Here is a 25,070-nt window from a genome sequence, read left to right on the forward strand (position 1 = left end):
CCTTTATAATGAAATATAATACAAAAATAATATCACTTATTTGACTGTCCCAAGCGTGACGCAGGAATTTGAAAATCCCTTATTGCAACTTTCATTCAAAAGTTTTTTAGCCTTCCCCTTATTCTTTGGAAAATCCTTACCAGACAGAAAAGCCATTCCAAGATTATACATGGCCTGGGCATTCCCTTCCTTAACAGAATTTTGCAAATAATATTCTGCCTTGCCAATATTCTTCTTAACATCCTGTCCAGTCAGATATATCTGTCCCAAAAGACGGGCCGCTTCGGAATTTCCATTACTAGCCAAGATATCAAATAGTTTAATTGCCTCAGATACGTCTTTTTTTGTACCAACCCCCTTATAATACATCTTGGCAAGAATGAATTGGGAATCTAGATCTCCTGCCGCAGTGCCTTGCATATAATATTGGAAAGCCTGACTGTCATCTTTTTGAACCCCCAATCCATTCTCATAAAGTTGACCCAGATTATAATAAGCCTTTACTTTCCCCTGTTCAGCCGCCTCCCTAAACCAATAAATGGCCTTGGAGTAGTTCTTGTCAATCTGATCATTATTTTTATATAATTCTGCCAAAACAAACTGGGTTTGTGCATCTCCCTGATTTGCACCCTTTTGATAGTATTGAATGGCCTTATTGATATCCCTTTTCACCCCTTGACCTGTTTCATACATCAAACCTAAAGTATAGATCGCATGAATATTATTTTGCGCTTCAGCCTTTTCAAACCAGAATTTGGCCTGATCATAATTTTTTTCTATGAAAAATCCCTGTTCATATAATTTACCCAGATAGAATTGCGCCTGAGCGTTCCCCTGTATTGCAGATTTTTTATACCAATCAACGGCTGCTGACGGGTCTTTCGGAATTCCGCTGCCTTTTTCATACATAGTGGCCAATTGAAATTGTGCCTTACTATCTCCTGCCTGTGCCGCTTTTTTAAAAAGATCAAAGGCTTTCTGAAAATCCTTGTTAACCCCTCTTCCTTCCAGATATAATTCCCCCAGGGCATAAATGGCGTCATTATTTCCGGAATTGACCGCCATGTTGAACCAGTTCAATGCCTTGGAATAATCCTGGGAAACAATTTTTCCCTCTTCATACAAAATCGCCAATTTATATTGTGCTTCCGAATATCCTTTTTCAGCAGCCTGCTGCAATAAAGATAATGCCAATTGCGAATTTGGATTAACCCCTTTACCCACCATATACATCATTGCGAGATTGTATTGAGCTGTCACATTCTTTTTCGAGGCTTTTTCATACCAATAAAGAGCCTTGGAATATTCTTTATCAACCCCAATCCCGTTTTCATACATATTGCCAAGTTTATATTGGGCGTCAGCATAACCTTTATAGGCGGCCTGTTCAAAACATCGTTGAGCCAATTTCGGACTTTTTGTAATATTTTTCCCTTCCAGATAAAGACTTCCAAGAAAATACAAGGCATGAATATTTCCCTGATCGGCAGATTTTTTGATCAGTTCTATACCTTTAGTTACATTTCTATCATTTCCCTCAAGATAAATGATACCCAATTGATACTGCGCATTTGTCTCCCCCTTGTCTGCAGCGGTTTGATACCAGCGAATTGCACGTGAAAGATCTTTTTTTACCCCTTTGCCATTTTTGTACATATTGCCAAGTACATATTGGGCCTTTACATATCCGTGACGGGCTGCCTTGCGATATAACTGAATAGCTTTTTGATAATTCTGCTCGGTGTTTTCGCCATATTCATACATCACACCCAGCATATATTGAGCCTCGACATTTCCCGCCTCAGCTGATTGCTCAAAATATTCACGTGCTTTTTTATAGTTCTGAGACGTACCCTCACCCTGCATATAAAGATTTGCACGATTAAATTGTGCCTCAATAAATCCCTGACGAATCGTTTTATAGAAACAGATGCACAAAAACACAAAAATTATGCAAATTACTGCTGCACTTTTACCGATAAAGGCAATCTTAGATCTGGACATAAACCCAACAATAACAAAAAAGAAAATGAATTAAGGCTGAATTATAAAGAATTTAATCGATAAAATAAACTTAACAAATCAATTTATTAAAGGCTCGGATTCCGCTTTATCTCATCTTAAAACCTGATAATGAAATATACCAGTTACAGATATCATGTTTCGCTTAATCGAATTAGCTCCATCCCTTTTTGATGATCGTGAGGTATTCCTCTTCCCTCTAGATACATTTTTCCAAGGATTAACTGTGATTTTTTATGATTTTGATCGGCAGCTTTTTGAAACCATGCCGCAGCCTTATGATTATCCTGGATAACACCATCTCCCTTATAATACATGACCCCCAAATTAAATTGAGCCAAAACATAACCTTGTTCCGCAGCTTTTTTAAAATAATCATAGGCCTTTTGAAGATTTATTCTTGATGTCTTTCCAGTTAAATAAAGATATCCCAAATTATATTGAGCATTCATATCATTTTGATCGGCTGCCTGTTCATACCAATACACGGCTTTGTCAATATTCTGGAGGACACCCTTACCCTCCTCATACATTTGTCCAAGCATGAATTGCGCCTTGACGTAACCCTGCATCGCGGCCTTGTTATAAAAGCTGAAAGCCCTCTTATAATCTAATTCGACCGTATTTCCAGTAAAGTACAGATTGGCTACAAAATATTGTGCCTCAACGTCATCCTGATAGGCGGCTTTCTCAAAATATCCTCTGGCTTTATTAGTATTTTTTTCTCCACCTTCACCATTCCAATACATCAAAGCTAGATTATATTCCGCTTTACGATCTCCCTGATTAGCAGACAGTTCAAAATATTCACGTGCTTTTTCAAGATCCCTCGAAACACCTTGACCATTCATATAGATGAACGCCAGATTAGTTTTTGCCTCCATATTACCTTTTTGGGCGGCCTGTTCGAAATAAACTCTTGCTTTACTATAATCCTTATCAACACCCTTACCATCAAGATAGATTAAACCTAGATTGAATAAAGCCTCACCCTCACCCTGACGAGCGGCCATTAAAAAATATTCATTGGCCTTTTGATAATTTTGCTCGACAATTTGGGCATCCATATAAATCTGCCCCAGTATCATCATTGCCTTTGTATTACCTTTTTGGGCCGCATTTTCAAACAATTCAAAAGCTTTTTCAACGTCAGCTTTGACACCCAAACCCTCGTAATAAATTATAGCCTTATACAAAATACCTTGCGCATATCCCGATGCAGCAGCTTTTTCAAAATATTTCAAGGCTTGTTTGTAATTTTGTGAAACACCATCCCCGTTAAAATACATTAAACCTATATCAACAGGATTGTTTCGTATTGCAGGTGAAGTTTCAGTTTGTATCCGATGATTTTTTTTATTATTGGATTTATTGATTATATAAAATAATGCAATGAAACCTGTACATAAAAGAATAATTATAAAAAAAATCATATGAACCCTATCGATTCAAATTGAATGTTTAGATCCAAAATAATTCTGAAAACGAAGATAATCAATAGTAAAATTAGTTATTTATAATTCGAAAATACTTGTTCACACTAAATTAATACTTGCCTCTTATTCAGTAACAACTTTATATTTCCTATAAATCATCCAATTTGAATTTTTAAGAAAATTTGATCATGAAAAACATTAAACCAATTTCTCTTGAAGATTGTCTTCCTCTCAGACAGAAAGTCTTATGGCCTTCATTAACAGTGGAGGAATGTATTGACCCAGAAGATCAATATTCAAAACATGTTGGATATATTCTTGATAACCAGGTTGTCAGCTGTTTTTCCATTTATCCAAAATTGCAAAACAATTATCAAATTCGTAAATTTGCAACTTCCCCCTCTTTTCAAAGAAAAGGTATTGGGACAAAACTTTTCACAACTGTTCTTAATGATCTGAAACAAAAGAAAATTGAATTTGTGACGCTGAATGCAAGAATAACCGCGGTTGAATTTTATAAAAAATTTGATTTTTATTTGTCTGGAAAAAAATTCATTAAAAAAAATATACCATTTATTCCAATGCAAATCGCATTGAAAGATTTTAATTTTAAATATAATTCAATTGAATAATTATTCTAAAGATATACAACTATACAGGATAAAAATTTATTGAATGGCGGAGAAGGTGGGATTCGAACCCACGGTACGCTATTCACGCACGGCGGTTTTCAAGACCGCTGCCTTAAACCACTCGGCCACCTCTCCGACTTATGAAAACTTCATATATGATTTAACGTGGATTTGGCAAGCATTTTTTTTACTTTTATTAATAAAACTGATTTTAAAAATAAAATATCATTATAAGATTAATTTGTTTAGATTAATAATAAAATAAAACATTAAATCGTCAAATCTTTGATAGAGTGACAAACATATCAGGTATTTCTTGATTATGTCTTATAAACCTTCTTTTTATCGGATATTTTATTACAATATTGGGCAATGATCGCAATTACAAATAGCTGAATTTGATGAAAAATCATTAAAGGCAATATTATCATTCCCACCATTGAGGGAGGCAATAACACGTTTGCAATTGGAACCCCGGAAGCTAGAGATTTTTTTGATCCACAAAATACAATGCTGATTTGGTCCTGCCAACAAAATTTAAAAAGTTTCGATAGCAAAAAAGAAATTATTAAAATTGAATCTAGTAAAACCACGTCAATTAAAATCAGTTTCATAAACTGATACAAGGATAATTTGTACCATAAACCTATATTCACTGCCTGACTAAAAGCTGTATAAACAACGATCAGGATTGACCCACGATCAGAACAGGATAAAAGACGGGAATTTTTTAATGCCCATTCCCTTATCCACGGCTGCAGGATCTGTCCCATGATAAAGGGTAATAACAATTGGTAAACTATGTTAAGATTATCTCTTGAAAAAATAGCCTGATGATGATTTGAAAATATTGATCCAACCAAAAAAGGAGTTATGAAAATTCCCAGAATATTTGAGGCAGTAGCTGAACATATTGCAGCTGGCACATTTCCTTTTGCGATTGATGTAAATGCAATTGACGATTGTACTGTAGATGGTAAACAGCATAAAAAAAGAATGCCCATCCATAAGTCAGGCAATAACATTTTAGGGAATAAATAATGCAAGCCTAATCCCAGTATAGGAAAAATGACAAACGTACATGCAAAAATTAGTAAATGTAATCTCCAGTGAAAAATACCCTCAATAACCGCTTGACGAGATAACCTTGCACCTTGCAAAAAAAACATAAGAGCAATGGCTATTACAGCCAGATTGTTAAAAAAAAGAACACCCGAACCGTGACATGGAAAAAAGCTTGCTATTGCAACGGTCATTAATAGTAAAATTAAAAACGGGTCCAGATATTTCGGCATTGAAAATCCTTAATCTTTTAGTTTTGATCCAAATCATTATCCAACTATTATAATTTTCAATCTTTTGTAAATAACCCTTTAATATCTTTCTTAATATCGATATAGTTTAATTCTTTTTTGAAAATGAAAAATGTTTCTATGGTTATGAGTATATTTTTAAAGTCTTTGCCTTTTTTCGTGCTGATGCTTATTTATTCACTATTTAATAATGCAGTAGCTTTCGCTTCTGTAACTTGGCATTCATACTGTTCAAATATATCATCAGACACTGTTGATCATCATATCAATTCTTTACAAGTTACTAATTATACTGTCAAAATTCCGGATAATTCCAATGTTTTCCTGAATAGCAAACAGTTAATGGTAAACCAGAGCGGTAAAACCTTGTCCAAAGATCAGTTGCAAAGAGTTACCAATATCACATCGACCGGATTGTTGACCGTATTTCTGAAATATCAAATCAATTCCTGTAACAAAAATTACTATACTGATTCTATTACACCTATATTAAAACAACTTAAACAAAACGAACAACTTACCATTATATGGCGAAACATTTTAATAAAAAATTTAAACAATGCCTACAAAGCTGATGAAATACGGTTGCAAGTTCAAAATATCGCTGACAATGTAAATTTGAAACTGTTTTTTTCAGGTCTGAATGAAATAAACCCCTCTCAAAAATCAAACCTTTTCCTTCCACGAGAAGGCATTTTGAATCTGAATACCCCTTCAAAATATTATCCCCTAATTTTAGCCGCCGCGAGTGGCAATAATGAGGATAAATTTTATGACCTGTCATTACCATTAAAAATCAATAACTTAATGATGCAGAACAATTTAACCCATATTACTGCGTATGGAAACGCTTTAGTTGACCGAGAGCTTAACTTCCAATCGGCAAAAGGTAAAATCACTGTAAGCAATATGGAAAAATTGATTGCAAATAGTGGTTCTACCCGTATAAATAATCTAAAGACAGCATTGATTTTAGCTAAATTTGCTGGACGTTCTGTCGGAAACAATAATCTTGAATGGGATATAAACTGGCAGGGAAATCTGTTCAAGGTTAATAATGTTCCCATTCCCGTATGGTAATTTAAACAAAGAATATGAATTAAACAGTAACCTGATTAATGGGTTTGATACCATACTGATTATTTTCTGAACCGGGAAAACTTGCTATAACAAGAAAAATAATCTGAATTAAAAAATTGAGGTATAGATAGGGTAAGGGAATAATCATCAACAAAACCCACCAACCTGACAAATTAAGATCATGCAGGCGACGTATGAACAGTACAAATGATGGAAAGATCGTTAATAAAAAATATATTAAAAAAAATAGATGGATATCACAATAATAATAATGAAAAGTCACTCTGTAAATCAAATGAAAATATTCATCTATACAAAATAAAAAATATAGAATTAGACTATTTAAAACTGCAAAACACCAAAAACCTGATCTGCTTGTCCTGCCACTGAAATAAAAATAATGAAGTATAGCATCCCACCAATTCGATATAAAAATTGAAATCACCCGACCCAATCGAATATTATGCATCTTCATTATTTTATTTATTTCTCAAAAAAAAGCGAAACCATGGCTTCCCATGACTGCACCAATGATTGCAATGAAACTGATGGTTAATAAAAACCAGTGTAATCTCTGAACCTTAACATATACCTTATCGGGTTGTTGCTGGCCACTATTCCCTAATTTTTTATTGAGTATAAAGGGTTCAATTACAAATAACATGGTTGTAAAGATTAACCACACCAAAAACATGGCATGCATCCACCAAAATTCTATATGCTCAAATCGATTCCATATTTGCATTCGCCATACCATGTAAAACCCGGATAATCCGGCTATCAAAGTTGTAAAACGAGCCTGTGTAGCAAAACGGCTTTCAATACGATGAAATATAGACAATCGTTCGCTGGATGAAAAATTCTTACGAATGGTTGGTAGAAGAACCGTTGTCACCATACATACCCCACCTATCCAAATTACAATTGCCAATACATGTAAAGCCCGCGCCAAAATTAAATCTGACATCTTGTTTCTCTTGAATTAATTAATATGTATATTTTTTACATCAATTTAATTTGAAAAAAATAAAAGTGCAATTATAATTTGCAAGGTAATAATATAAATAGCGAAATTTAATGTTCAAAACTTTGCAATAGCAAAGAAAATGCCTGTGTAAAATTGTTTCGATTGGGGTATCTCAGATAATATCCTGAAAAAGAGGGACAGTATTCAGATAAAACATGTACAAGATGTTTTTGCTGAATGGCGTGATAAACCTCTTTCAAGGGAATATAGGCAAAACCAAAACCATCCAGTGTGGCCTGTATGACCTGGGTTAGGGTATTACAAGAAAATTGACCTTCCATATGAATTACTTGTGTATTACCCTTTACAACAAATTCCCAATCATACTGATTTTGCATAAAAGAAAGAAAGTAATTTATAGATTGATGTTTGAGCAAATCATGCGGCGTTTTTGGAATTTTTTTATCTTGTAAATATAATGGTGACGCGACAACCGCTATTTGGACAGGTGCGCTAATTTTTATTGATAAGAAATCTTTGTCTACAACTTCACCAAGGCTTATTTTTGCATCATATTTTCCATGAATTTCTTTTTGAAGATTGGAGGAAACCTCTACATTAAATTTTATATCAGGATAATGTCGCAAAAAATTTCGCAAATGAGGCCATACAACAAAGTTTGCAGCATGTTCATCTGTTAAAAGATTGATATTTCCAAAAGGCCTTTTTTTCAAATCAATAATCTTGCCAAGCTCTTCAACAATTTCCTCTAATCTCGGCGCAATATTTTTCAATAAAATCTCACCAAGCTTGGTTGGCTCTACACTTCGTGTAGTACGGGATAATAATTGCACATCCAGATTTTTTTCAAGATTTCGCATGGTATGACTTAATGCGGATTGGGATACACCTAATTTTGATGCTGCCTTTGTAAAACTTCTTTCTTTAGCAATTGTTAAAAAAACCAAAAGATCATTGACATTTTTTTGCAACATAATCTAATTTCTCTACTTAACTTTATTTATTTCTTAAAAAAACATTTAAATTACGTAACATTATCATTGGATTAAAAAATATTCAATGATTTTAATAAATTATGTCTTATTAATAAATAAATTCATGAATGCTTCAAAATGTCATTTCTAGCTAAATTCAGTCTACTTAATTTAGGAAATGACGTTTTATTATCGGTGAATTTCAACAAGCTTGCTTAATAAAAATTGACAACGCTGAATCCGTTTTGCAAACGGGGTTTCTCGCAAATATATCAATTTACCATCAGGACGCAATCTCACAGACTGATCTTTAATACCGGCTATCCATTGTACTAATCCTTCAGGATTTTTGAATTGATTGTTAAAAAACTGAACAACAACCCCTTTCGGTCCAGCCTCAATGCGATTAACACCAACTTTTTTACAAAGTTTTTTCAGTTTCATTACATGAAGCAGATTGCTTACTTCTTCAGGCAAGGTCCCAAAACGATCTATCAATTCAACTTGCATGGCTTCAATATCATCATGATTTTCCAGATTGCCTATTCGTCGATATAAACCCAATCTTACTGATAGATCCGTCACATAGGTTTCCGGGATCAGAACAGGTAATCCCAAAGTGATATTGGGTGTCCAATCCTGATTTTCCAATAACTGATTATTTTTTTCTGCACGGAGGCTTGCCACTGTTTCTTCAAGCATCTTCTGGTATAGCTCAACGCCAACTTCCCGAATATGACCAGACTGTTCTTCTCCCAGCAGATTACCCGCCCCTCTCAAATCCAGATCGTGAGATGCCAAAGTGAATCCTGCCCCAAGATTATCCAGTGACTGCATTATTTCCAGTCGCTTTTCAGAATTCTTGGAAAGAAAATGATGCTGTGGCCATGTCAAATACGCATATCCACGCTGTTTTCCCCGTCCCACACGACCTCTCAATTGATATAACTGACCTAATCCAAAATGATCAGCCTTATAGATTATCAGTGTATTGACAGTTGGCATGTCCAGTCCACTTTCAACAATATTGGTCGAAAGCAATACATCATATTTACCTTCATTGAATTCAGTCATCACCCGTTCAAGTTCTGTAGGGGATAACCGCCCATGAGCTTGTACCAACCGTAAATCGGGAACTATATCCAAAAGTTGATCTTGCAGGTTTTGCAGATCCTGAACACGCGGTGCAACACAGAATATTTGCCCCCCTCTGAATCGCTCCCTTTGAATAGCCTCTCGAATAACGATACGATCAAAGGGCATAATAAAAGTTCTAACAGCCAAACGATCAATTGGAGGCGTTGCGATTAGACTTATCTCTCGCATTCCAGTCAATGATAATTGCAACGTCCTTGGTAATGGGGTGGCAGATAATGTCAATACATGAATATCTTCACGCAAGGTTTTCAATTTCTCTTTGTGCGCAACACCAAAATGCTGTTCTTCATCTATAATAAGCATACCCAAATTTGCAAACTTAATCGTCTTGGCTAGTAAAGCATGTGTACCAATCACTATATTGACATTGCCATCTGCCAATTCCTTTTTGATCTGTGCCGCATTTTTTGATGTCACCATTCTGGAAAGTTGGGCAATTTTTACCGGAAATCCCTCAAAACGTTTCACAAAGGTTTGATAATGTTGACGTGCCAATAGGGTTGTCGGTACCACAACCGCCACCTGGCCTCCATTCATGGCCACAATAAAAGTGGCACGTAATGCCACTTCTGTCTTACCAAAACCAACATCACCACAAATCAAACGATCCATGGGACGTCCGGAAGCAAGATCCTGAATAATATCAGCAACAGCCCTTGCCTGATCATCCGTTTCAATAAAGGGAAACCGTGCACAGAACTCCTCCCACAATCCTTCAGGAGGGGTCTCGATCGTCGCTTCCTGCATCAAGCGGGCCGCAGCTGTTTTCAATAACTCACCAGCCATGTCCCGAATACGAGCCTTCATTGTGGCTTTACGTTTTTGCCATGCAGGACTTCCCAGTTTATCCAGAGCCACACCCGTTTGATCAGATCCATAACGGCTCAATAACTCAATATTTTCGATAGGTAAGAATAATTTTTCATCACCATGATAAACAAGTGCCAGACAATCGTGTGGCGCAGCACCGATTTCCAGATTAACCAGTCCTTGATAACGACCAATTCCATATTCCTGATGTACAATAAGATCTCCCTCGCTAATTTCAGAAGCTTCTGAAATGAACTGCTCGGCTTTTTTCCGTTTTCTATGTGGACGTGAAATTCTTTCCCCTAACAAGTCGGCTTCAGAAACAAGAATGAAATCATCGGCAACAAATCCGCGATCCAAACCAAAAGTCAATAATCCAACAGAAGCTTCCCTGAAATTTTTAACTTCTTGCCACCCTTCCAGTTTCTGAACGGCGATTTTGTGTTCTTTCAATAATGTAGCGATGCGCTCTCTTGATCCGTTTGTCCAGCCGGCAACCAATGTTTTCCGTCCAGATGAATACCATTCCCTGAATCTTGACTTGAACATATCAAAAACATTATCGGCTTCGACTGTCAGATTACTTTTAGCAAAAACTATACCTGGCCTTCCCCCTGCATCCATTCCACTAGATCCGTCAGGCATTGCAAAAGGATAAAAATACACCCCTTTATATCGCGTGACTATATGATTCCACTCAGATTGAGTAAGATATAGCAAATCAGGTGGTAAGGGACGATATACAACTTCGTCATTTCTTACTGGCTGTTTGCGGGCTTCATAATGATCAGCAATCATTTCCAGTCTTGGTTGCAATGCCTCCTCGGCCTGATATGAAAAAGACAGTTTAACATCAGAAACATAATCAAAAAACGTTTCCATCTTATCATGAAAAAGAGGTAACCAATGTTCAAGTCCTTGAACCATTCGGCCTTCCGAAACGGCTTCATAAATTGGATCACTCATTGATCCCTGACCAAACAGTTCTCGCCATTTCGTACGAAACCTTGATATGCTTTCCTCATCCAGAGAATAAACTGCGGTAGGTCTTAAAACAAGTTCCGTAACTTTCCGAGTTGAACGTTGCGTAATCGGATCAAAACAGCGAATTGAATCTATCTCATCTCCGAATAAATCCAAGCGGACAGGCTCTTCTTCCCCAGCCAGGAAAATATCAAATAAACTACCCCTCAAGGCAAATTCACCCGGTTCCATAACTGTATCCGTACGATTGTATCCCTGCGCAACAAGAAGTTCGACTAAAAATTCCTGATCCAGACTTTCACCCTGTTTAAGGGTCAGAGCACGTCCTGCAAAGACTGATCTGGGTGCTATTTTTTGTAACAGTGCGGGTATTGTCGTCAATATGATCCTTGGCCCGGTCAAGGGTTCAAGTAATTGCGTCAATGTTGCTACCTGTTCCGAGGTTATTGCCTTGTTCGGGGATACACGGTCATAAGGCAAACAATCCCAGGCAGGAAAATTCAAAACATTTAATTGAGGTGCGATATAATAGAGTAAATCAGCCAACCGGTTCATATCTATATCATTCCGTGCGACATGAACCAGAACATGGTTATCTTTTTGATAACATTCCTGAGCAATTTTACTTAATAAAAAGGCATCATATCCCTCGGGAGCTCCCCATATCGGCAAAAAATTTTTAAATTGCTTTTTTGAGGCTCCCCCCATGCGATTTCTCCTTAATGTTTATTCGGTTTATTTTGTTGAGCAAAATGATATAGCGAAAGAAAAACAGGACTCTCAATTTTTTTTGGGTAAGGCTCGAAACCTGTCAACCATAACATCAGATCTGTATCAGCCAATTCCATTATTTTTTCAAAATCCTCAATTTCAATAATTGTCATTGCTGGTACATTCATCATCGCAAACTGACCGATGATTAAGTCAGCCTCGAAGGTCCCTCTATGAGTTGCACGATAAATCAGTCTGCGTTTTCGTGCCTCAAGTGAACTTATATTTTCTTTTTGCTCTACCATTTAACATATCCTATACTGATATCTAAATTTAAACAATTCTACACTCTCATAACCAAAATAATCATGAGTCCCCCCTCTATTCCACCTTCCCTTTATCTTTCCATAAAACCTATATTGTCCCCCTTATCCAGTCTTAAAGGTATAGGTCCGAAATTGAGCAAGTTAATGACCCATGCAATTGGTGGTGAGCGAATTATTGATTTACTCTTTCATTTGCCCACTTCAATAATTGACCGACGATATCGCCCCAAATTGCAAAATGCAATCCCTGGAAAAATAGTTACACTTCAAATAGAAATTACCCATATTGAAAAACCCCGTCATCATAAACAACCCTGGCGTATATTTGTTAACGATGGCAGTACTAAAGCTGAAATGATATTTTTTTCATCTTGGCAAGCGAAAAAACTGACCCTTGATACAATATTTGTTGTTTCAGGTCTTTTAGAAAATAAAAATAACAAACTGATTATAACCAATCCACATTATATTGAACCTATATATAACCAACAGGCCATTCCATTAATTGAACCTGTATGGCCCTTAACAGCAGGCCTTTTCCCAAAAAATCTTTCAAAAGCTTTACGCCTGGCATTAAACCTATGTCCCGAATTGCCCGAATGGATCAATCCTTCCCTTTTACATCAACACCATTGGCCAAGTTTTAAAGAAGCGCTTCATTTGCTACATTTTCCAGGAGATTTCCCCACTTTTTTTGAAAATCAAACCTATGAAGCTGTTGAAAGTCGGGCACGTTCCCGTTTGGCATTTGATGAGTTATTCGCGGAACAATTAGCCATTACAAAAATAAAACATACAAATCAGTTAACCACAGGAAAATCCCTGATTGGTGATAATCATCTTATTTTCCACGCTTTACAAAAATTCGGATATTCACTGACATTTTCCCAAAGACAGGCATTCAAAGAAATTCAGACAGATATGGAACGCCCTTATCGCATGCTAAGATTATTACAGGGAGATGTCGGTTCCGGTAAAACCATTATTGCTATAATGGCCGCCTTACAGGCTGTTGAAGCGGGATTCCAAAGTGTTATTATGGCACCCACTGAAATTCTTGCCAGACAACATTATGAAACCTTTATGAAACTTGCTCCTGTTGAAATTTCATTTTTAAGCAGTTCCATAAAAGGAATAGCTCGCAAGGAAACCCTCGATAAAATTAAAACCGGAAAAACAAAAATTGCTATCGGTACACATGCCTTGTTTCAGGAACAAGTTGTTTTTCATAACCTGGCGCTTGTCATTATTGACGAACAACATCGTTTCGGTGTTGAACAACGCATTAGACTGGGGGAAAAGGGGGAAAATACAGATACACTTGTAATGACAGCAACCCCTATTCCAAGAACCCTTTTACTGACAAGATGGGGAGAATTGCAGGTTAGTCGCCTTACAGAAAAACCTGCAAATCGGAAACCTATCCATACCACGCTGCATGCATTAAGCAAAATTGATAAAATTTTGGAAGGTATCAAAAGAGCCATTCAACAAGGTTGTCAAATATTCTGGGTCTGTCCTCTAGTTGAAGAAAGCGAGGTTATGGATCTGGCTGCAGTCAAAAATCGTTACATGAGCCTACAGCATTATTTTGGTATCGAGAATGTAGGCTTAACGCATGGCCAACAAGATACCGGCGAAAGACAAGCTGAACTTAATAAATTTGCACAGAATAAAACCAAAATACTAGTTGCCACCACAGTTATCGAGGTTGGCGTCAATATTCCCAATGCTAATATCATGGTTATTGAACATGCAGAACGTTTTGGTCTTGCACAATTGCATCAATTACGTGGGCGTGTTGGAAGAGGAGAAAAACAGTCATACTGTCTTCTTTTACATGATGATAAAATTAGTTATATAGCAAAAAAAAGATTATCCCTCATACGCGACACAGAGAATGGCTTCCTGATAGCTGATGAGGATTTCAGGATACGAGGCGGCGGAGAGGTAACAGGTCGTAGACAATCCGGTTTACCCAATTTTAAAATGGTCAATGAAATCATGTTGGATCATTGGATTAATACAGCCTGGAAAGCTGCTGAATACTGGTATAACAAAGAAACTCAAGCCTCTATTGATGAAAAAACGTCAATACAAGTTTTACTCATGTTATTTGAAAAAAATAATATTCAAAACCTTATCAAAGCAGGATGATTTCCAGAATAGCATCACAGTAATGCAACAAAACAATTTTCAATAAATTATAATTTGTAATTCAAAAAATCTGAGGAAACATCATTTTAAGATAATTAAATTAACATAAATTTATTTTTCAATTATTGAAATAATTTCATATTTAATTTGCCACAAATCAATAATGTTATAACATATTGACAAATATTTCCTTTCTCTTTTTTATATTTTCATTTATTTCAAAAAAATTAAAGTTTCATATAATGATTTCAAATAATTTAATTTTAAAACAAGATTTCCGTTCATTTGAAAAAATATCAAAGCAAAAAAAAATTTGTATTTCATCCCCTGCCATTTTATCTCTTCCCAAAAATTTTAATACTATAACAGGTAAAAGGGATTTCATGCGAGGGTTGTCTTATTATAACGTAAGATCAAATCCTAAAAAAAATGATCAAATAACTTTACCTCTTACGTATTTGACTCTATTTACCCTTAAAAACGCATATTTTATCGTTTTCCCGGGACTGGACGGAGTAATCGTAACATCCGAAGGATATATCGTTGATGAACCTTCTTGTTTTTTAATAAAACAACAATTGCCACCCAGTGAAAATCATTCTGGCTTTTTATTTCCAGACATTGAACAAAAGTCCAGTTTAGATAATGTTTTTGTGGGTTTTGACGCTGCTTGCTTTAATTATTATCATTGGTTATTGTATGGAATCTCCAAAACACAATTAGCCAATTCCATATTGCCACCTGATACAATTCTTGCCTTACCATCTGAACATAGCCTATTCAACAATCGGCAATGTGCTTTCTCCCCAACAACTTATGTTCAAAGCCTTGAATATAGTGGATTGATTAATCGTGCCACTTTTATGAATTATGGTATTTACCCTGTAAAAAATCTGCATTTCTTCTGGCATAAACCCCTGATGCCGGAATTATATCTAACATTTGATGAAATTTATACCTTATTCGATACAATCCAGCCCCCTGTCAATACTTCATTACCCAAACGTTTTTACATTTCAAGGGAACATCATCCAAATCCTCGAATTAGTTTTGATGAACAACGTATTATTGATAAAGTTTTGAATGAGAAATCAATTGAAAAAGTGTTTCTTGAAAACATGGATTTTGCTGCACAAGTCAATCTTTTTCGTCAGGCTGATCTGATTATCGCCCCTCATGGTGCAGCTTTAGCAAATATGGTCTTTGCAAAAAAAGATACAGCTCTATTGGAGTTAAATAGAAAACTGGATAACCAAAATCATCTGCGTAATTGTTTCTATCTTCTTACCGCAGTTAAAAAGCAACGTTATGGTTGCATAAATTTAAGTGATCAACCTTTAACAGAAAATGATTTATTCAGTGCGATAAATCAATTGATAAATTAGAATTCCTTCATCTGATCATTAAATGCAATATTAACAAACAAAAATCAAGATAAGGTAAATTAAAAAATATTATAATATTTTAACAGTTCACCCTTTAGGAAAAATCTTTTCCGCAGTTTAATAAATCCCCCCAATGATTAATAAACCCAATATTCTCAATTATGATTCAGTTTTCAAATATCGCATAAGCAACGCATATTCGAGAGAAAGATTTTTCTGGACAAGAATGTAGACAATATGACTATTTCCTGGGGCGATTTTAATGGCTTCCCCTTTCGTGTTTTCCATTTTTTCTAAAGTAAAGCTAACATTTCCGCCAGGAGTCATTATTTCTAGTTGATCACCAATTTCAAAACGGTTTTTAACCGCGATTTCGGCAAGATCATCCCTGAAATTACCAGTGAATTCACCAGCAAATTGCTGTTTCACCGAAATTGATGAACCTGTTTCATAATTTTGATATTCATTATGTTTATGTCGACGTAAAAAACCTTCAGTATATCCACGATGAGCCAGGGATTCCAAACTTGTCATCAAGTTCATATCAAATGGCCGACCTGCCAAGGCATCGTCAATTGCCTTGCGATATATTTGAGCAGTACGGGCACAATAATAATGAGATTTTGTTCTCCCTTCAATTTTAAGGGAATAAACACCAATATTAACCAACTTTTCAACATGCTGGATTGCTCTCAGATCCTTTGAATTCATGATATAAGTGCCATGTTCATCCTCAAAGGCTGTCATCTCCTCATCAGGGCGTTTTTCTTCGCGCAGAATGAAAACTTTATCCGTTGTCTCCCCTTCACCCAAGGTTGGTGGAACATCATCAGATTTACAACATGTTTCAGATTGGTTTTTATTGACAATTTCTCCCAATTCATTTTCAGTTGCCTCTTCAACATCATATTTCCAGCGACAAGAGTTTGTACATGTTCCCTGATTGGCATCACGGTGATTAATATATCCCGACAATAGACACCGACCTGAATAAGCCATGCAAAGGGCCCCATGCACAAATACCTCCAATTCGATATCTGGAACATGTTGATGAATTTCTTCAATTTCCTTGAGGGAAAGCTCACGTGACAAGATAACCCGTGTTAATCCCATCTCTTTCCAAAATTTAACCGTGGCCCAATTAACAGCATTGGCCTGAACGGATAAATGTATGGGCATTTGAGGAAAATGTTGCCTCACCATCATAATTAGTCCAGGGTCAGACATGATCAAAGCATCAGGTCCCATGGTGACAACAGGCTCCAAATCTTTGATAAATGTCTTTAACTTTGCATTGTGAGGTGCAATATTAACCACCACATAGAAAGATTTTCCTTGAGCATGTGCCTCATCAATACCGATTTTAAGATTTTGGTGATTGAATTCATTATTGCGAACTCGCAGACTGTAACGTGGCTGTCCTGCATAGACCGCGTCTGCACCGTATGCGAATGCATATCGCATGGCCTTTAACGTGCCAGCTGGACTTAAAAGTTCTGTTTTCAAAGATTGACGCATAACAAGGTAAAACTTTAATGAAACAAAAAAGCCTTTTTAACAAGGCCAAGAAATTTTTCAACCTTTTAAAAAAGCTATATGCAGATAAAATTATTTATCTTCATAATTTAATTTATCTAGGCAAGAGAACATGCCTCCGTTAACCGTCTGACCACTCTTTCTCGCCCAATCAGCGGTAAAAGCCCTCTCATCTCCGGCCCTTTATCCTCTCGTGTTAATGCCAGACGCAATGGATGAAAAAGAGATTTTCCCTTTCGACCACTAACCTCTTTCAAAATATTGGTCCATTGGCTCCAGGTCTCTTGTCCCCAAGGTTCAGTTGGCAAACATTCCAAGGCCAGATGAAGATATGATTTATCTTCATCCGCAACTTCAGGAATAATATCCTCATGAACCAAATCCCACCAATATCGCGTTTCAGACAATATATCGATATTGGGTCGGACAATATTCCAGAATTCTTCTGTAACAGCTTCAGGCAATCGATCTCTGACTTCTGAAAATTCCATTGTATGCAAACACTTTTTATTCAATGCCAACATTTGTTGAATATCGAACCTTGCTGGTGAACGCGAATATGAGGATAAATCATAATCCTTTGCCAATTCGTCAACAGACAACAATTGTGGATCTCTTGATGTCCCCAATCTTGCCAGATAGGAAACCACAGCTTTTGCCTCCAATCCATCCTCGCGTAATCGGCGCAAGGAGATACTTCCCAATCGTTTTGAAAGCTTACCCCCATCCTCGTCAAGCAGTAACGGTAGATGTGCAAACTGGATGGTATTTGGATGATCAGTCAATGCCTCAATCAAATCCAGTTGAACACCTGTATTTGTCACATGATCCTCACCCCGGATAATATGCGTAATGCCACTTTCAAGATCATCGACAACTGATGCCAAAGTATATAAAACGGTACCATCCGCCTTGATCATGACTGGATCGGAAATGGAGGATAATTTGACGTGACAGTCACCCATAACCAAGTCTTTCCATTTCATTTCACGCCCAGAAAGCATGAAGCGCCAATGAGGTTTTTTTCCGTTTGCCTCTGCTTCTTCTCGTTGTTCAGACGTAAGCTTAAGCATTGCCCGATCATAAATAGGAGGCTTATTTTGCCGACGACGCAACTCTCTCTTAAAATCAAGCTCCTGTTTAGTTTCAAAGCATGGATACAGACGCCCGGACTGTTTTAATTTTTCTATTGCCAATTGATAACGATCCATACGTTCAGATTGACGCATGAATTCATCCCAGCCAATCCCAAACCATTTTAATGCCTGATATATTTCCCGAACATATTCCTCCTTGGAGCGTTCAACATCCGTATCATCAATACGCAACATAAAGGTTCCACCATGATGACGGGCATAAAGTGCATTAGCAACTGCTAGACGGGCATTTCCTACATGCATTAAACCAGTAGGACTTGGGGCAAAACGTAATTTCATAATCTGTACTTGTATTTTAATTAACAAAGAAAACTTATATTATTTGTCGTCTTCAGGAAAATCATCCTCTTCCACCAAACGACGTGGATCAAGCGCACGCCAGTCCCTTTCCATTGGCGTAGCAACATTTTCAATAAACATCATAATGGAATCCGAAGAATCCCAATTCTCTTTTTCTTGTGAATCAACAACTTTCGCATCTTCTCCAAAAGCTGACCAAGCATCAAAGATTTCCTGTCGTGAAGCTCCTGGAATACGGCATCTTTCAACACTGTCCCGAACATAAGTTTTGGCGAATGCATTGGCATGTTCCAAACTGTAAAAACCGGCAACCACTTCAGTGACCTTATTTTTTTGCTCACTCGAAAGATCAAAGATCTGTACATTATATTCTCTCTTGTCTTCTTTGTTCTGATCTTCTTGATTTTGCAAATTATTTACCCCATTCATATATTATAAATTATCATATTCCCAAGTTAGGCATATACTGTCGGGCAAGATTAATCAAAAATTCCCGACCTTTTTTAACCAAAGGTTTGCCATTATAGGCAATAATATCGGCAGTTGCATATGTTTCATTCCATAAAACAGGAATGAATGAACCGGTCCCGACAATATCAACCGGGGCTCTTGCTTCAGAAATGATACGACATTTCTCGATATCAAACCCCGATGAGGCAATGATCTTAACCCTATCAAATCCGGCCTCATCAAGTTTTTTACGCATATACCATATTGCAGCCGCAGAGACACCTGTTCCTGCCAGATATGTCAATTCTTTTTCGGAACAATAGCGTTGAATTGTTTCAGGAGCATATCGCATTAACAGTTCATATGATGACTGTCTATTCAGTCCTTCAATGTATCGTCCACCATGAGTATCCAAGCGCAGCAAAACTTTACCCTGGGCCGCCAATTCTGGAAAAGCCTTGCAAACCGCCAATCCATCCGTAATTTCTTGACCAAAGTAATCAACCAATACACCAAGTTCCTGATCTGGAAACTGCCCATGAAACATTTCAGCAGCTTTAAGGGTTGAACCGGCATAACCGATCAAGGCATGCGGCATTGTTCCAAGTCCATGATGTAATCCATAAAATTTTGAGGTTATCGTACTCGCAGTCCCGATAAATCCTTTCGCTCCGTTCTTTTTTTGTGCTGCCTTGCTACCAACCCATGCAGCATACTCCACCAACTCCTGCATTTCATAACCGGCACAATGTCGCGCATCCATCGCGATGAAGCTTGTATCTGGCAAAAGTTGGGTCATCTGAAACGCATTGCAGGCGGCAACACAACAGGCGCCGAGTTTTTGCAATAATATGGTTTCCAGTGTGACAAGCTGTTTAAAGGATCCCTTTAAGTATAGTATCGGCAACCCTGCTCCAACCCATTCCCCTTCTGGAAATGCCAGTTTATAACTGGCATTAATTTTTTCCCTTGCGATAATATGCTCTAGCCATTCAAGAGCAATACGAGGTGCAGAAATTACAGGACGTCGTAAAAAAACGGCATAGACAACTTCTGTATCCCCATATTGCTCGATTATTTTCTGTGTACGAACAAAATACATATCCGTACGATTTAATATTTCCTCATTATTACCAGGTACTGTCACAGCCAAGGTAGATGACAGAATTTTATCCACGTTCTTTTTCTCTAATCCATCAGTCATCCATTTGACTTTCAATAATATTACAAAACAATATTCCTGTTAATGAGCCGCAAAATTTCTTTTGGTCAACTCATCAGCAAGCAGAAAAGCGATTTCCAAAGACTGTTCAGCATTTAAACGAGGATCACAAAATGTCTGGTATCGTTTTGCAAGATCAGACTCCTTTAGATGATGGGCTCCACCGATACATTCCGTAACATTTGTTCCGGTCATTTCAACATGAATACCACCCGGAATGGCATTTGAAGAAGTCATTACATCAAAAAAACCTATAACTTCAGCAAGTATTGAATCAAATGAACGTGTCTTGACCCCGTTACTTGTTGAAATCGTGTTCCCATGCATTGGATCGCAAAGCCATGTAACAATATGGCCAGAATCTTTAATCCCCTGAACTATCTTGGGCAAATAATCCCTAACTTTTGCAGCCCCCATGCGACTGATCAGAGAAATACGTCCCGGTTCATTGTTTGGATTCAAAATATCCAACAATTTTAATAAATCCTCCAAATCGGCAGATGGACCAACCTTGATACCAACCGGATTTTTAACGCCTCGCAAAAATTCAACGTGCGCACCATCAGGTTGGCGTGTTCTATCACCTATCCATAAAAAATGCGCCGAACAATTGTACCAGTCATCGGATGTTGAATCAATTCGTGTCAAAGCCTGTTCATAGGGCAATAATAAGGCTTCATGAGATGTGTAAAATTCTGTTTCATGAATTTGCGGCGTATTTTGTGATGTCAAGCCACAAGCTTTCATAAACGCTAGAGTTTCATCTATTCGATTGGCCAATTTGTTGTATTGTTTTGCCAGAGGCAGGCGCTTGACAAAATCCAGATTCCAGCGATGGACTTCATTTAGATTAGCATAGCCACCATTTGCAAATGCACGGATCAAATTCAAGGTCCCAGCTGACTGGAAATAGGCAATTTCCATTCTTCTCGGGTCTGGAGTACGGGCCTCTTTCGTAAATTCAGCTCCATTGATAATTTCACCACGGTATGATAAAAGACTCATACCGTTCTTATTTTCATGTGATGAAGAGCGTGGTTTGGCAAATTGACCTGCAATGCGACCAATTTTTACAACAGGAACTTTTGCTCCAAACGTCAGGACGACAGCCATTTGAAGAATAACCCTGAACATATCCCGAATGATATCAGCCGTAAATTCCTCAAAATTTTCAGCGCAAGGCCCACCCTGTAATACAAATGCCTTACCTTCCGCTGCTGCTGCCAATTGCTGTTTCAGTTTACGCGTCTCACCTGCAAAAACCAAAGGTGGATATTGGAATAATTTATCTTCGATTAATTTCAATACGGATTGATCTGGATATTCTGGCACCTGTTTAATTGGAAATGAACGCCAAGAATCTGGTGTCCAGTTCTTATTTACATTAGCATCAGACAATATCTTACTATCCATTGTAAATCCTGTTTCAATAAAAGCTTAAATTACAAATATTTTATCTAATATTTTACATTCAAACATACAATAACATTTTCCTAAAAAAACATATTATTTATCTTTTGATATAAAAAATTAACCATATTTATAAAATAATTAACCAGCAGCTTTAATATTGTATGGTGTTTCATATAATATACTCTATACAGATACACGATTTTTATATAAAACTTTCCTTAAATATATTTGACCTTGAACGAATGGGAACAATAGTTAATGATGATTTTCTCTCGCCGGGCTTTTCTTGCCAGCTTAACCGCATTTATCCTTTATTCGGGTATTCCGCAAGAAACTAAAGCCGCCTCAACCGTTCAAACTATTCGTGTCGGTATCATTAGTGGTCCTGAAGAGGAACTGGCCCTTACCGCCAAGGAAGTTGCAAAAACAAAAAACATTGATATTCAACTGGTCAATTTTGACGATTACAATATTCCAAATGAAGCGCTTGTTGGTAAAGATATTGATGCCAACGCTTTCCAAACAGTTCCATTCATGGATGCGCAAATTCAGGCAAGAAATTATAAATTGGCCTTTCTTGGAAAAACATGGGCGGAACCACTGGGTTTTTACTCACATAAAATCAGATCCATCCGTGATCTTCCTGACCAAGCAAAAATCGCCATTCCCAATGATCCTTCCAATCAAGGCAGGGCTCTTAATCTTCTAGTGAAAGCCAATCTCATCCAATTACGGCAGAATGCTCCGGCATTACCTAGACTTGGGGATGTCATCAGTAATCCACATCATTTTCAGCTTATTGATCTTGACGCCGCCCAGTTATCCCGTGCCCTAGATGATGTCACAATGGCCGCGGTCAATACGAATTTCGTCATACCGGCCGGGATCAATCCAAAATCTGCTTTACTTAGAGAGGATATTAAAGACAGTCCTTATGACAATATCTTGGTTGTGCGTAAAGGGGATGAAAACCGCCCTGAAATGAAATTGTTGCTGGAGAGTTTTCAATCCGATGCCGTGAAAAAGGCAATGGAAGATAAATTTCACGGCGCTATATTGCCTGCATGGTGACACATTCTTTTCCTCAATGCAGTTTAATTGATAAAAATTTATGACTTCAGATTTACCCGTTATTGAATTTGACAATGTATGCAGAAATTTTGGCAATCATGCCGCATTATCCAACCTTACTTTCTCTATTCAAAAAGGAGAAATAGTTGGAATTATCGGACACTCTGGAGCAGGAAAAACAACCCTGTTACGATGTTTGGCGGGGCTGGAAAAACCAACAAGTGGCAAGGTCAAGATTGAAGGAAAAGATATAGCCCATTTGCCTGAAAAGGCTCTTATTCCATTAAGACAGCGAATTGGTCTGGTTTTTCAGCATTTTAATCTACTTAATTCTAAAAATGTTTTAAATAATATTGCCCTTCCCTTGAAAATTGCAGGGATTCCCAAAGCCAAGCGAATTGAGAAAGCAAAAGAATTGCTCGAACTGGTTGGCATTCCTGACAAGGCCCTCAATTATCCAGCCCAGTTATCGGGGGGGCAAAAACAACGTGTTGGAATAGCAAGAGCCCTGGCAGCCAATCCCGCCCTTTTGTTATGTGATGAGGCAACCTCTGCCCTTGACCCAGAAACGACACGTTCAATAATTGAACTTTTATTACGAATTAATCAGAAACTAAAACTTACAATTGTTTTGATCACTCATGAAATGAGTGTTATCCGCCTTTTAGCGGATCGAGTTTTTGTTCTGCAAAAAGGTAAAATCATCGAGGAGGGAGCAGTCGGTCAAGTTTTTGCTCATCCGCAATCGGAAACAACCCAACAATTATTGCAAGAGGAACAGCCTGCCCTTCCCCAAAGTATATCGCAAAATATTCATCCCAACCCTGACAGGAATGACCATGCCATTCTACATGTCGTCATGATGGGCAAGGTTGTAAGAGATCCCTTAATAGCTAATCTTCAAAAAGATTATCAAATTTCCGCAGTACTGTTGGAAGGAAACATAACCCATATACGTGAAACACCAATTGGCACGACATTTCTTGCCGTTCCTGCGGATCAATGGCAACAAACAATAACAGCTCTTACAAGCATGGGTGTTGAGACAGTTGAAAAGGTCGGTTATGTCCGTCTTTAATCTTGATCAAATGAATAATTTCATAAGTCAGTACTCTCATATTTCAACATATCAACTTGAGCAGTTATATATTGCTATTGGCCAGACATTGGAAATGACTCTAGCTTGTGGTTTGCTAACCTTGACAGGTGGATTACCTCTCGCCCTTTTCCTGGTTATCACCGCACCTGACGGTTTAAGGCCCGCACCGATATGTAATCGATCGATTGGATTCGTTATTAATATATTCCGATCCATTCCTTTTATAATATTGCTGGTGGCCCTAATTCCCGTAACGCGATTTCTTGTTGGAACCGCTATTGGCACGGCTGCAGCAATTGTTCCGTTAACTATTGCAACTATTCCCTATTTTACCAGAATAGCGGAAGTTTCCCTTAAGGAAGTCGACCGTAATCTTATTGAGGCAGTTAAAGCGATGGGAGGAAGCAATTTTACAATTATTAGAGAGGTTCTATTGCCTGAAGCTTTACCGGGACTCATTTCCGGTTTTACCGTGACTCTAATCCTGATTATTGGAATATCCGCCATGGCTGGGACCATTGGGGCAGGTGGATTGGGTCATTATGCTATACAATATGGATATCAACAATTCAGATCGGATATTATGGGAATTGTAATTGTTATATTGGTGCTCATGATTTCAGGAATTCAATGGTTGGGAGATTATCTTGCAGGAAAATATAATCACCGTTAATCCTTAGATAAAATTAAAATTACTGATATTTCTGAAATCATCAAATATGTTTTTATTTCATTTTATGTTATAGATTGAAGAATAAACCCATCCATTTCATCACGGGCTTAACTTTTCAAATTTGGTATATTATATCAAGAACGTAAATTATAAATCTATATCAGCTATTTTTT

20 protein-coding genes and 1 tRNA gene are annotated in these 25,070 nt (G+C 37.3%); 7 read left to right on the plus strand and 14 right to left on the minus strand.

From position 1 onward, the window contains the following. Positions 1 to 36: 36 nt before the first annotated feature. Positions 37 to 2,004, minus strand: coding sequence for a tetratricopeptide repeat protein (locus GM552_RS05725; protein ID WP_155565645.1), 1,968 nt, complete (start codon positions 2,002 to 2,004; stop codon positions 37 to 39). Between the two features lie 152 nt (positions 2,005 to 2,156). Continuing rightward, a complete protein-coding gene (locus tag GM552_RS05730; RefSeq protein ID WP_155565646.1) occupies positions 2,157 to 3,455 on the minus strand; it encodes a tetratricopeptide repeat protein in 1,299 nt (432 codons plus the stop codon). Positions 3,456 to 3,646: 191 nt separating this feature from the next. On the opposite strand from GM552_RS05730, the gene GM552_RS05735 reads away from it, so the two are divergent. Continuing rightward, positions 3,647 to 4,090 (plus strand): GNAT family N-acetyltransferase, encoded by a 444-nt coding sequence (locus GM552_RS05735; RefSeq protein WP_155565647.1) that lies wholly within the window; start codon positions 3,647 to 3,649, stop codon positions 4,088 to 4,090. 44 nt (positions 4,091 to 4,134) lie between these two features. Here GM552_RS05735 and GM552_RS05740 read toward each other — a convergent pair. Both GM552_RS05740 and GM552_RS05745 read right to left on the minus strand, forming a co-directional pair. After that, positions 4,135 to 4,225: transfer RNA gene (locus tag GM552_RS05740), tRNA-Ser, on the minus strand. A gap of 185 nt (positions 4,226 to 4,410) precedes the next feature. Next, positions 4,411 to 5,385: a bile acid:sodium symporter family protein gene (locus tag GM552_RS05745; protein ID WP_155565648.1), complete on the minus strand. Its 975-nt coding sequence runs from the start codon at positions 5,383 to 5,385 to the stop codon at positions 4,411 to 4,413. Positions 5,386 to 5,529: 144 nt separating this feature from the next. Between GM552_RS05745 and GM552_RS05750 the strand changes: the two genes are divergently transcribed. Beyond that, on the plus strand, positions 5,530 to 6,483 hold the full coding sequence (locus GM552_RS05750) for a hypothetical protein (protein ID WP_155565649.1): 954 nt from the start codon (positions 5,530 to 5,532) through the stop codon (positions 6,481 to 6,483). Between the two features lie 19 nt (positions 6,484 to 6,502). On the opposite strand, the gene GM552_RS05755 is transcribed toward GM552_RS05750, so the two are convergent. From GM552_RS05755 to GM552_RS05775, 5 genes are all read right to left on the minus strand, one after another. Beyond that, positions 6,503 to 6,958, minus strand: a complete 456-nt coding sequence (locus GM552_RS05755) for a DUF805 domain-containing protein (RefSeq protein ID WP_155565650.1) — start codon at positions 6,956 to 6,958, stop codon at positions 6,503 to 6,505. 15 nt (positions 6,959 to 6,973) lie between these two features. Continuing rightward, positions 6,974 to 7,450, minus strand: coding sequence for a hypothetical protein (locus tag GM552_RS05760; protein WP_155565651.1), 477 nt, complete (start codon positions 7,448 to 7,450; stop codon positions 6,974 to 6,976). A gap of 107 nt (positions 7,451 to 7,557) precedes the next feature. Further along, complete coding sequence (locus GM552_RS05765) at positions 7,558 to 8,445, minus strand: LysR family transcriptional regulator (RefSeq protein ID WP_155565652.1); 888 nt, start codon at positions 8,443 to 8,445, stop codon at positions 7,558 to 7,560. Positions 8,446 to 8,634: 189 nt separating this feature from the next. Then, the gene (gene mfd, locus GM552_RS05770; RefSeq protein WP_155565653.1) at positions 8,635 to 12,105 is read right to left on the minus strand and encodes a transcription-repair coupling factor; all 3,471 of its coding nucleotides are present in this window, start codon (positions 12,103 to 12,105) and stop codon (positions 8,635 to 8,637) included. An 11-nt stretch (positions 12,106 to 12,116) separates the two neighbouring features. Then, entirely contained in the window at positions 12,117 to 12,413 is a 297-nt protein-coding gene (locus GM552_RS05775; protein ID WP_110438242.1) for a succinate dehydrogenase assembly factor 2, read from the minus strand. 63 nt (positions 12,414 to 12,476) lie between these two features. On the opposite strand from GM552_RS05775, the gene recG reads away from it, so the two are divergent. Next, positions 12,477 to 14,591, plus strand: coding sequence for an ATP-dependent DNA helicase RecG (gene recG / locus GM552_RS05780; protein WP_155565654.1), 2,115 nt, complete (start codon positions 12,477 to 12,479; stop codon positions 14,589 to 14,591). A 383-nt stretch (positions 14,592 to 14,974) separates the two neighbouring features. Then, entirely contained in the window at positions 14,975 to 15,976 is a 1,002-nt protein-coding gene (locus tag GM552_RS05785) for a DUF563 domain-containing protein (protein ID WP_196424858.1), read from the plus strand. 159 nt (positions 15,977 to 16,135) lie between these two features. On the opposite strand, the gene yegQ is transcribed toward GM552_RS05785, so the two are convergent. From yegQ to GM552_RS05810, 5 genes are all read right to left on the minus strand, one after another. Next, positions 16,136 to 17,494, minus strand: a complete 1,359-nt coding sequence (gene yegQ, locus GM552_RS05790; protein ID WP_155565656.1) for a tRNA 5-hydroxyuridine modification protein YegQ — start codon at positions 17,492 to 17,494, stop codon at positions 16,136 to 16,138. Between the two features lie 116 nt (positions 17,495 to 17,610). Next, entirely contained in the window at positions 17,611 to 18,948 is a 1,338-nt protein-coding gene (gene gltX / locus GM552_RS05795) for a glutamate--tRNA ligase (protein WP_155565657.1), read from the minus strand. A 39-nt stretch (positions 18,949 to 18,987) separates the two neighbouring features. After that, positions 18,988 to 19,380, minus strand: coding sequence for a hypothetical protein (locus tag GM552_RS05800; RefSeq protein WP_122124282.1), 393 nt, complete (start codon positions 19,378 to 19,380; stop codon positions 18,988 to 18,990). Between the two features lie 31 nt (positions 19,381 to 19,411). Beyond that, on the minus strand, positions 19,412 to 20,623 hold the full coding sequence (locus tag GM552_RS05805; RefSeq protein WP_370533600.1) for a nicotinate phosphoribosyltransferase: 1,212 nt from the start codon (positions 20,621 to 20,623) through the stop codon (positions 19,412 to 19,414). Between the two features lie 39 nt (positions 20,624 to 20,662). Then, positions 20,663 to 22,054, minus strand: coding sequence for a class II 3-deoxy-7-phosphoheptulonate synthase (locus GM552_RS05810; protein ID WP_122123782.1), 1,392 nt, complete (start codon positions 22,052 to 22,054; stop codon positions 20,663 to 20,665). Positions 22,055 to 22,312: 258 nt separating this feature from the next. On the opposite strand from GM552_RS05810, the gene GM552_RS05815 reads away from it, so the two are divergent. Genes GM552_RS05815 through GM552_RS05825 form a run of 3 tightly spaced genes read left to right on the plus strand, consistent with a single transcriptional unit; the run spans position 22,313 to position 24,897 of the window. Then, positions 22,313 to 23,125, plus strand: coding sequence for a MetQ/NlpA family ABC transporter substrate-binding protein (locus GM552_RS05815; RefSeq protein ID WP_230882765.1), 813 nt, complete (start codon positions 22,313 to 22,315; stop codon positions 23,123 to 23,125). Between the two features lie 40 nt (positions 23,126 to 23,165). Next, positions 23,166 to 24,203 carry a methionine ABC transporter ATP-binding protein gene (locus GM552_RS05820; RefSeq protein ID WP_155565658.1) on the plus strand — a complete coding sequence of 346 codons (1,038 nt, stop codon included), beginning with the start codon at positions 23,166 to 23,168 and terminating at the stop codon, positions 24,201 to 24,203. Positions 24,204 to 24,243: 40 nt separating this feature from the next. Next, complete coding sequence (locus GM552_RS05825; RefSeq protein WP_370533611.1) at positions 24,244 to 24,897, plus strand: methionine ABC transporter permease; 654 nt, start codon at positions 24,244 to 24,246, stop codon at positions 24,895 to 24,897. The last annotated feature ends 173 nt before the right edge of the window (positions 24,898 to 25,070 follow it).

Source organism: Commensalibacter sp. ESL0382, from assembly GCF_009725775.1.
Lineage (GTDB): Bacteria > Pseudomonadota > Alphaproteobacteria > Acetobacterales > Acetobacteraceae > Commensalibacter > Commensalibacter melissae.

What these genes read in the sequence shown, in the direction of transcription:
- GM552_RS05725 (WP_155565645.1), bottom strand. Translation starts at nt 2,004, where the DNA reads ATGTCCAGATCTAAGATTGCCTTTATCGGTAAAAGTGCAGCAGTAATT.
- GM552_RS05730 (WP_155565646.1), bottom strand. Translation starts at nt 3,455, where the DNA reads ATGATTTTTTTTATAATTATTCTTTTATGTACAGGTTTCATTGCATTA.
- GM552_RS05735 (WP_155565647.1), top strand. Translation starts at nt 3,647, where the DNA reads ATGAAAAACATTAAACCAATTTCTCTTGAAGATTGTCTTCCTCTCAGA.
- GM552_RS05745 (WP_155565648.1), bottom strand. Translation starts at nt 5,385, where the DNA reads ATGCCGAAATATCTGGACCCGTTTTTAATTTTACTATTAATGACCGTT.
- GM552_RS05750 (WP_155565649.1), top strand. Translation starts at nt 5,530, where the DNA reads ATGAGTATATTTTTAAAGTCTTTGCCTTTTTTCGTGCTGATGCTTATT.
- GM552_RS05755 (WP_155565650.1), bottom strand. Translation starts at nt 6,958, where the DNA reads ATGAAGATGCATAATATTCGATTGGGTCGGGTGATTTCAATTTTTATA.
- GM552_RS05760 (WP_155565651.1), bottom strand. Translation starts at nt 7,450, where the DNA reads ATGTCAGATTTAATTTTGGCGCGGGCTTTACATGTATTGGCAATTGTA.
- GM552_RS05765 (WP_155565652.1), bottom strand. Translation starts at nt 8,445, where the DNA reads ATGTTGCAAAAAAATGTCAATGATCTTTTGGTTTTTTTAACAATTGCT.
- mfd (WP_155565653.1), bottom strand. Translation starts at nt 12,105, where the DNA reads ATGGGGGGAGCCTCAAAAAAGCAATTTAAAAATTTTTTGCCGATATGG.
- GM552_RS05775 (WP_110438242.1), bottom strand. Translation starts at nt 12,413, where the DNA reads ATGGTAGAGCAAAAAGAAAATATAAGTTCACTTGAGGCACGAAAACGC.
- recG (WP_155565654.1), top strand. Translation starts at nt 12,477, where the DNA reads ATGAGTCCCCCCTCTATTCCACCTTCCCTTTATCTTTCCATAAAACCT.
- GM552_RS05785 (WP_196424858.1), top strand. Translation starts at nt 14,975, where the DNA reads ATGCGAGGGTTGTCTTATTATAACGTAAGATCAAATCCTAAAAAAAAT.
- yegQ (WP_155565656.1), bottom strand. Translation starts at nt 17,494, where the DNA reads ATGCGTCAATCTTTGAAAACAGAACTTTTAAGTCCAGCTGGCACGTTA.
- gltX (WP_155565657.1), bottom strand. Translation starts at nt 18,948, where the DNA reads ATGAAATTACGTTTTGCCCCAAGTCCTACTGGTTTAATGCATGTAGGA.
- GM552_RS05805 (WP_370533600.1), bottom strand. Translation starts at nt 20,623, where the DNA reads ATGACTGATGGATTAGAGAAAAAGAACGTGGATAAAATTCTGTCATCT.
- GM552_RS05810 (WP_122123782.1), bottom strand. Translation starts at nt 22,054, where the DNA reads ATGGATAGTAAGATATTGTCTGATGCTAATGTAAATAAGAACTGGACA.
- GM552_RS05815 (WP_230882765.1), top strand. Translation starts at nt 22,313, where the DNA reads ATGATGATTTTCTCTCGCCGGGCTTTTCTTGCCAGCTTAACCGCATTT.
- GM552_RS05820 (WP_155565658.1), top strand. Translation starts at nt 23,166, where the DNA reads ATGACTTCAGATTTACCCGTTATTGAATTTGACAATGTATGCAGAAAT.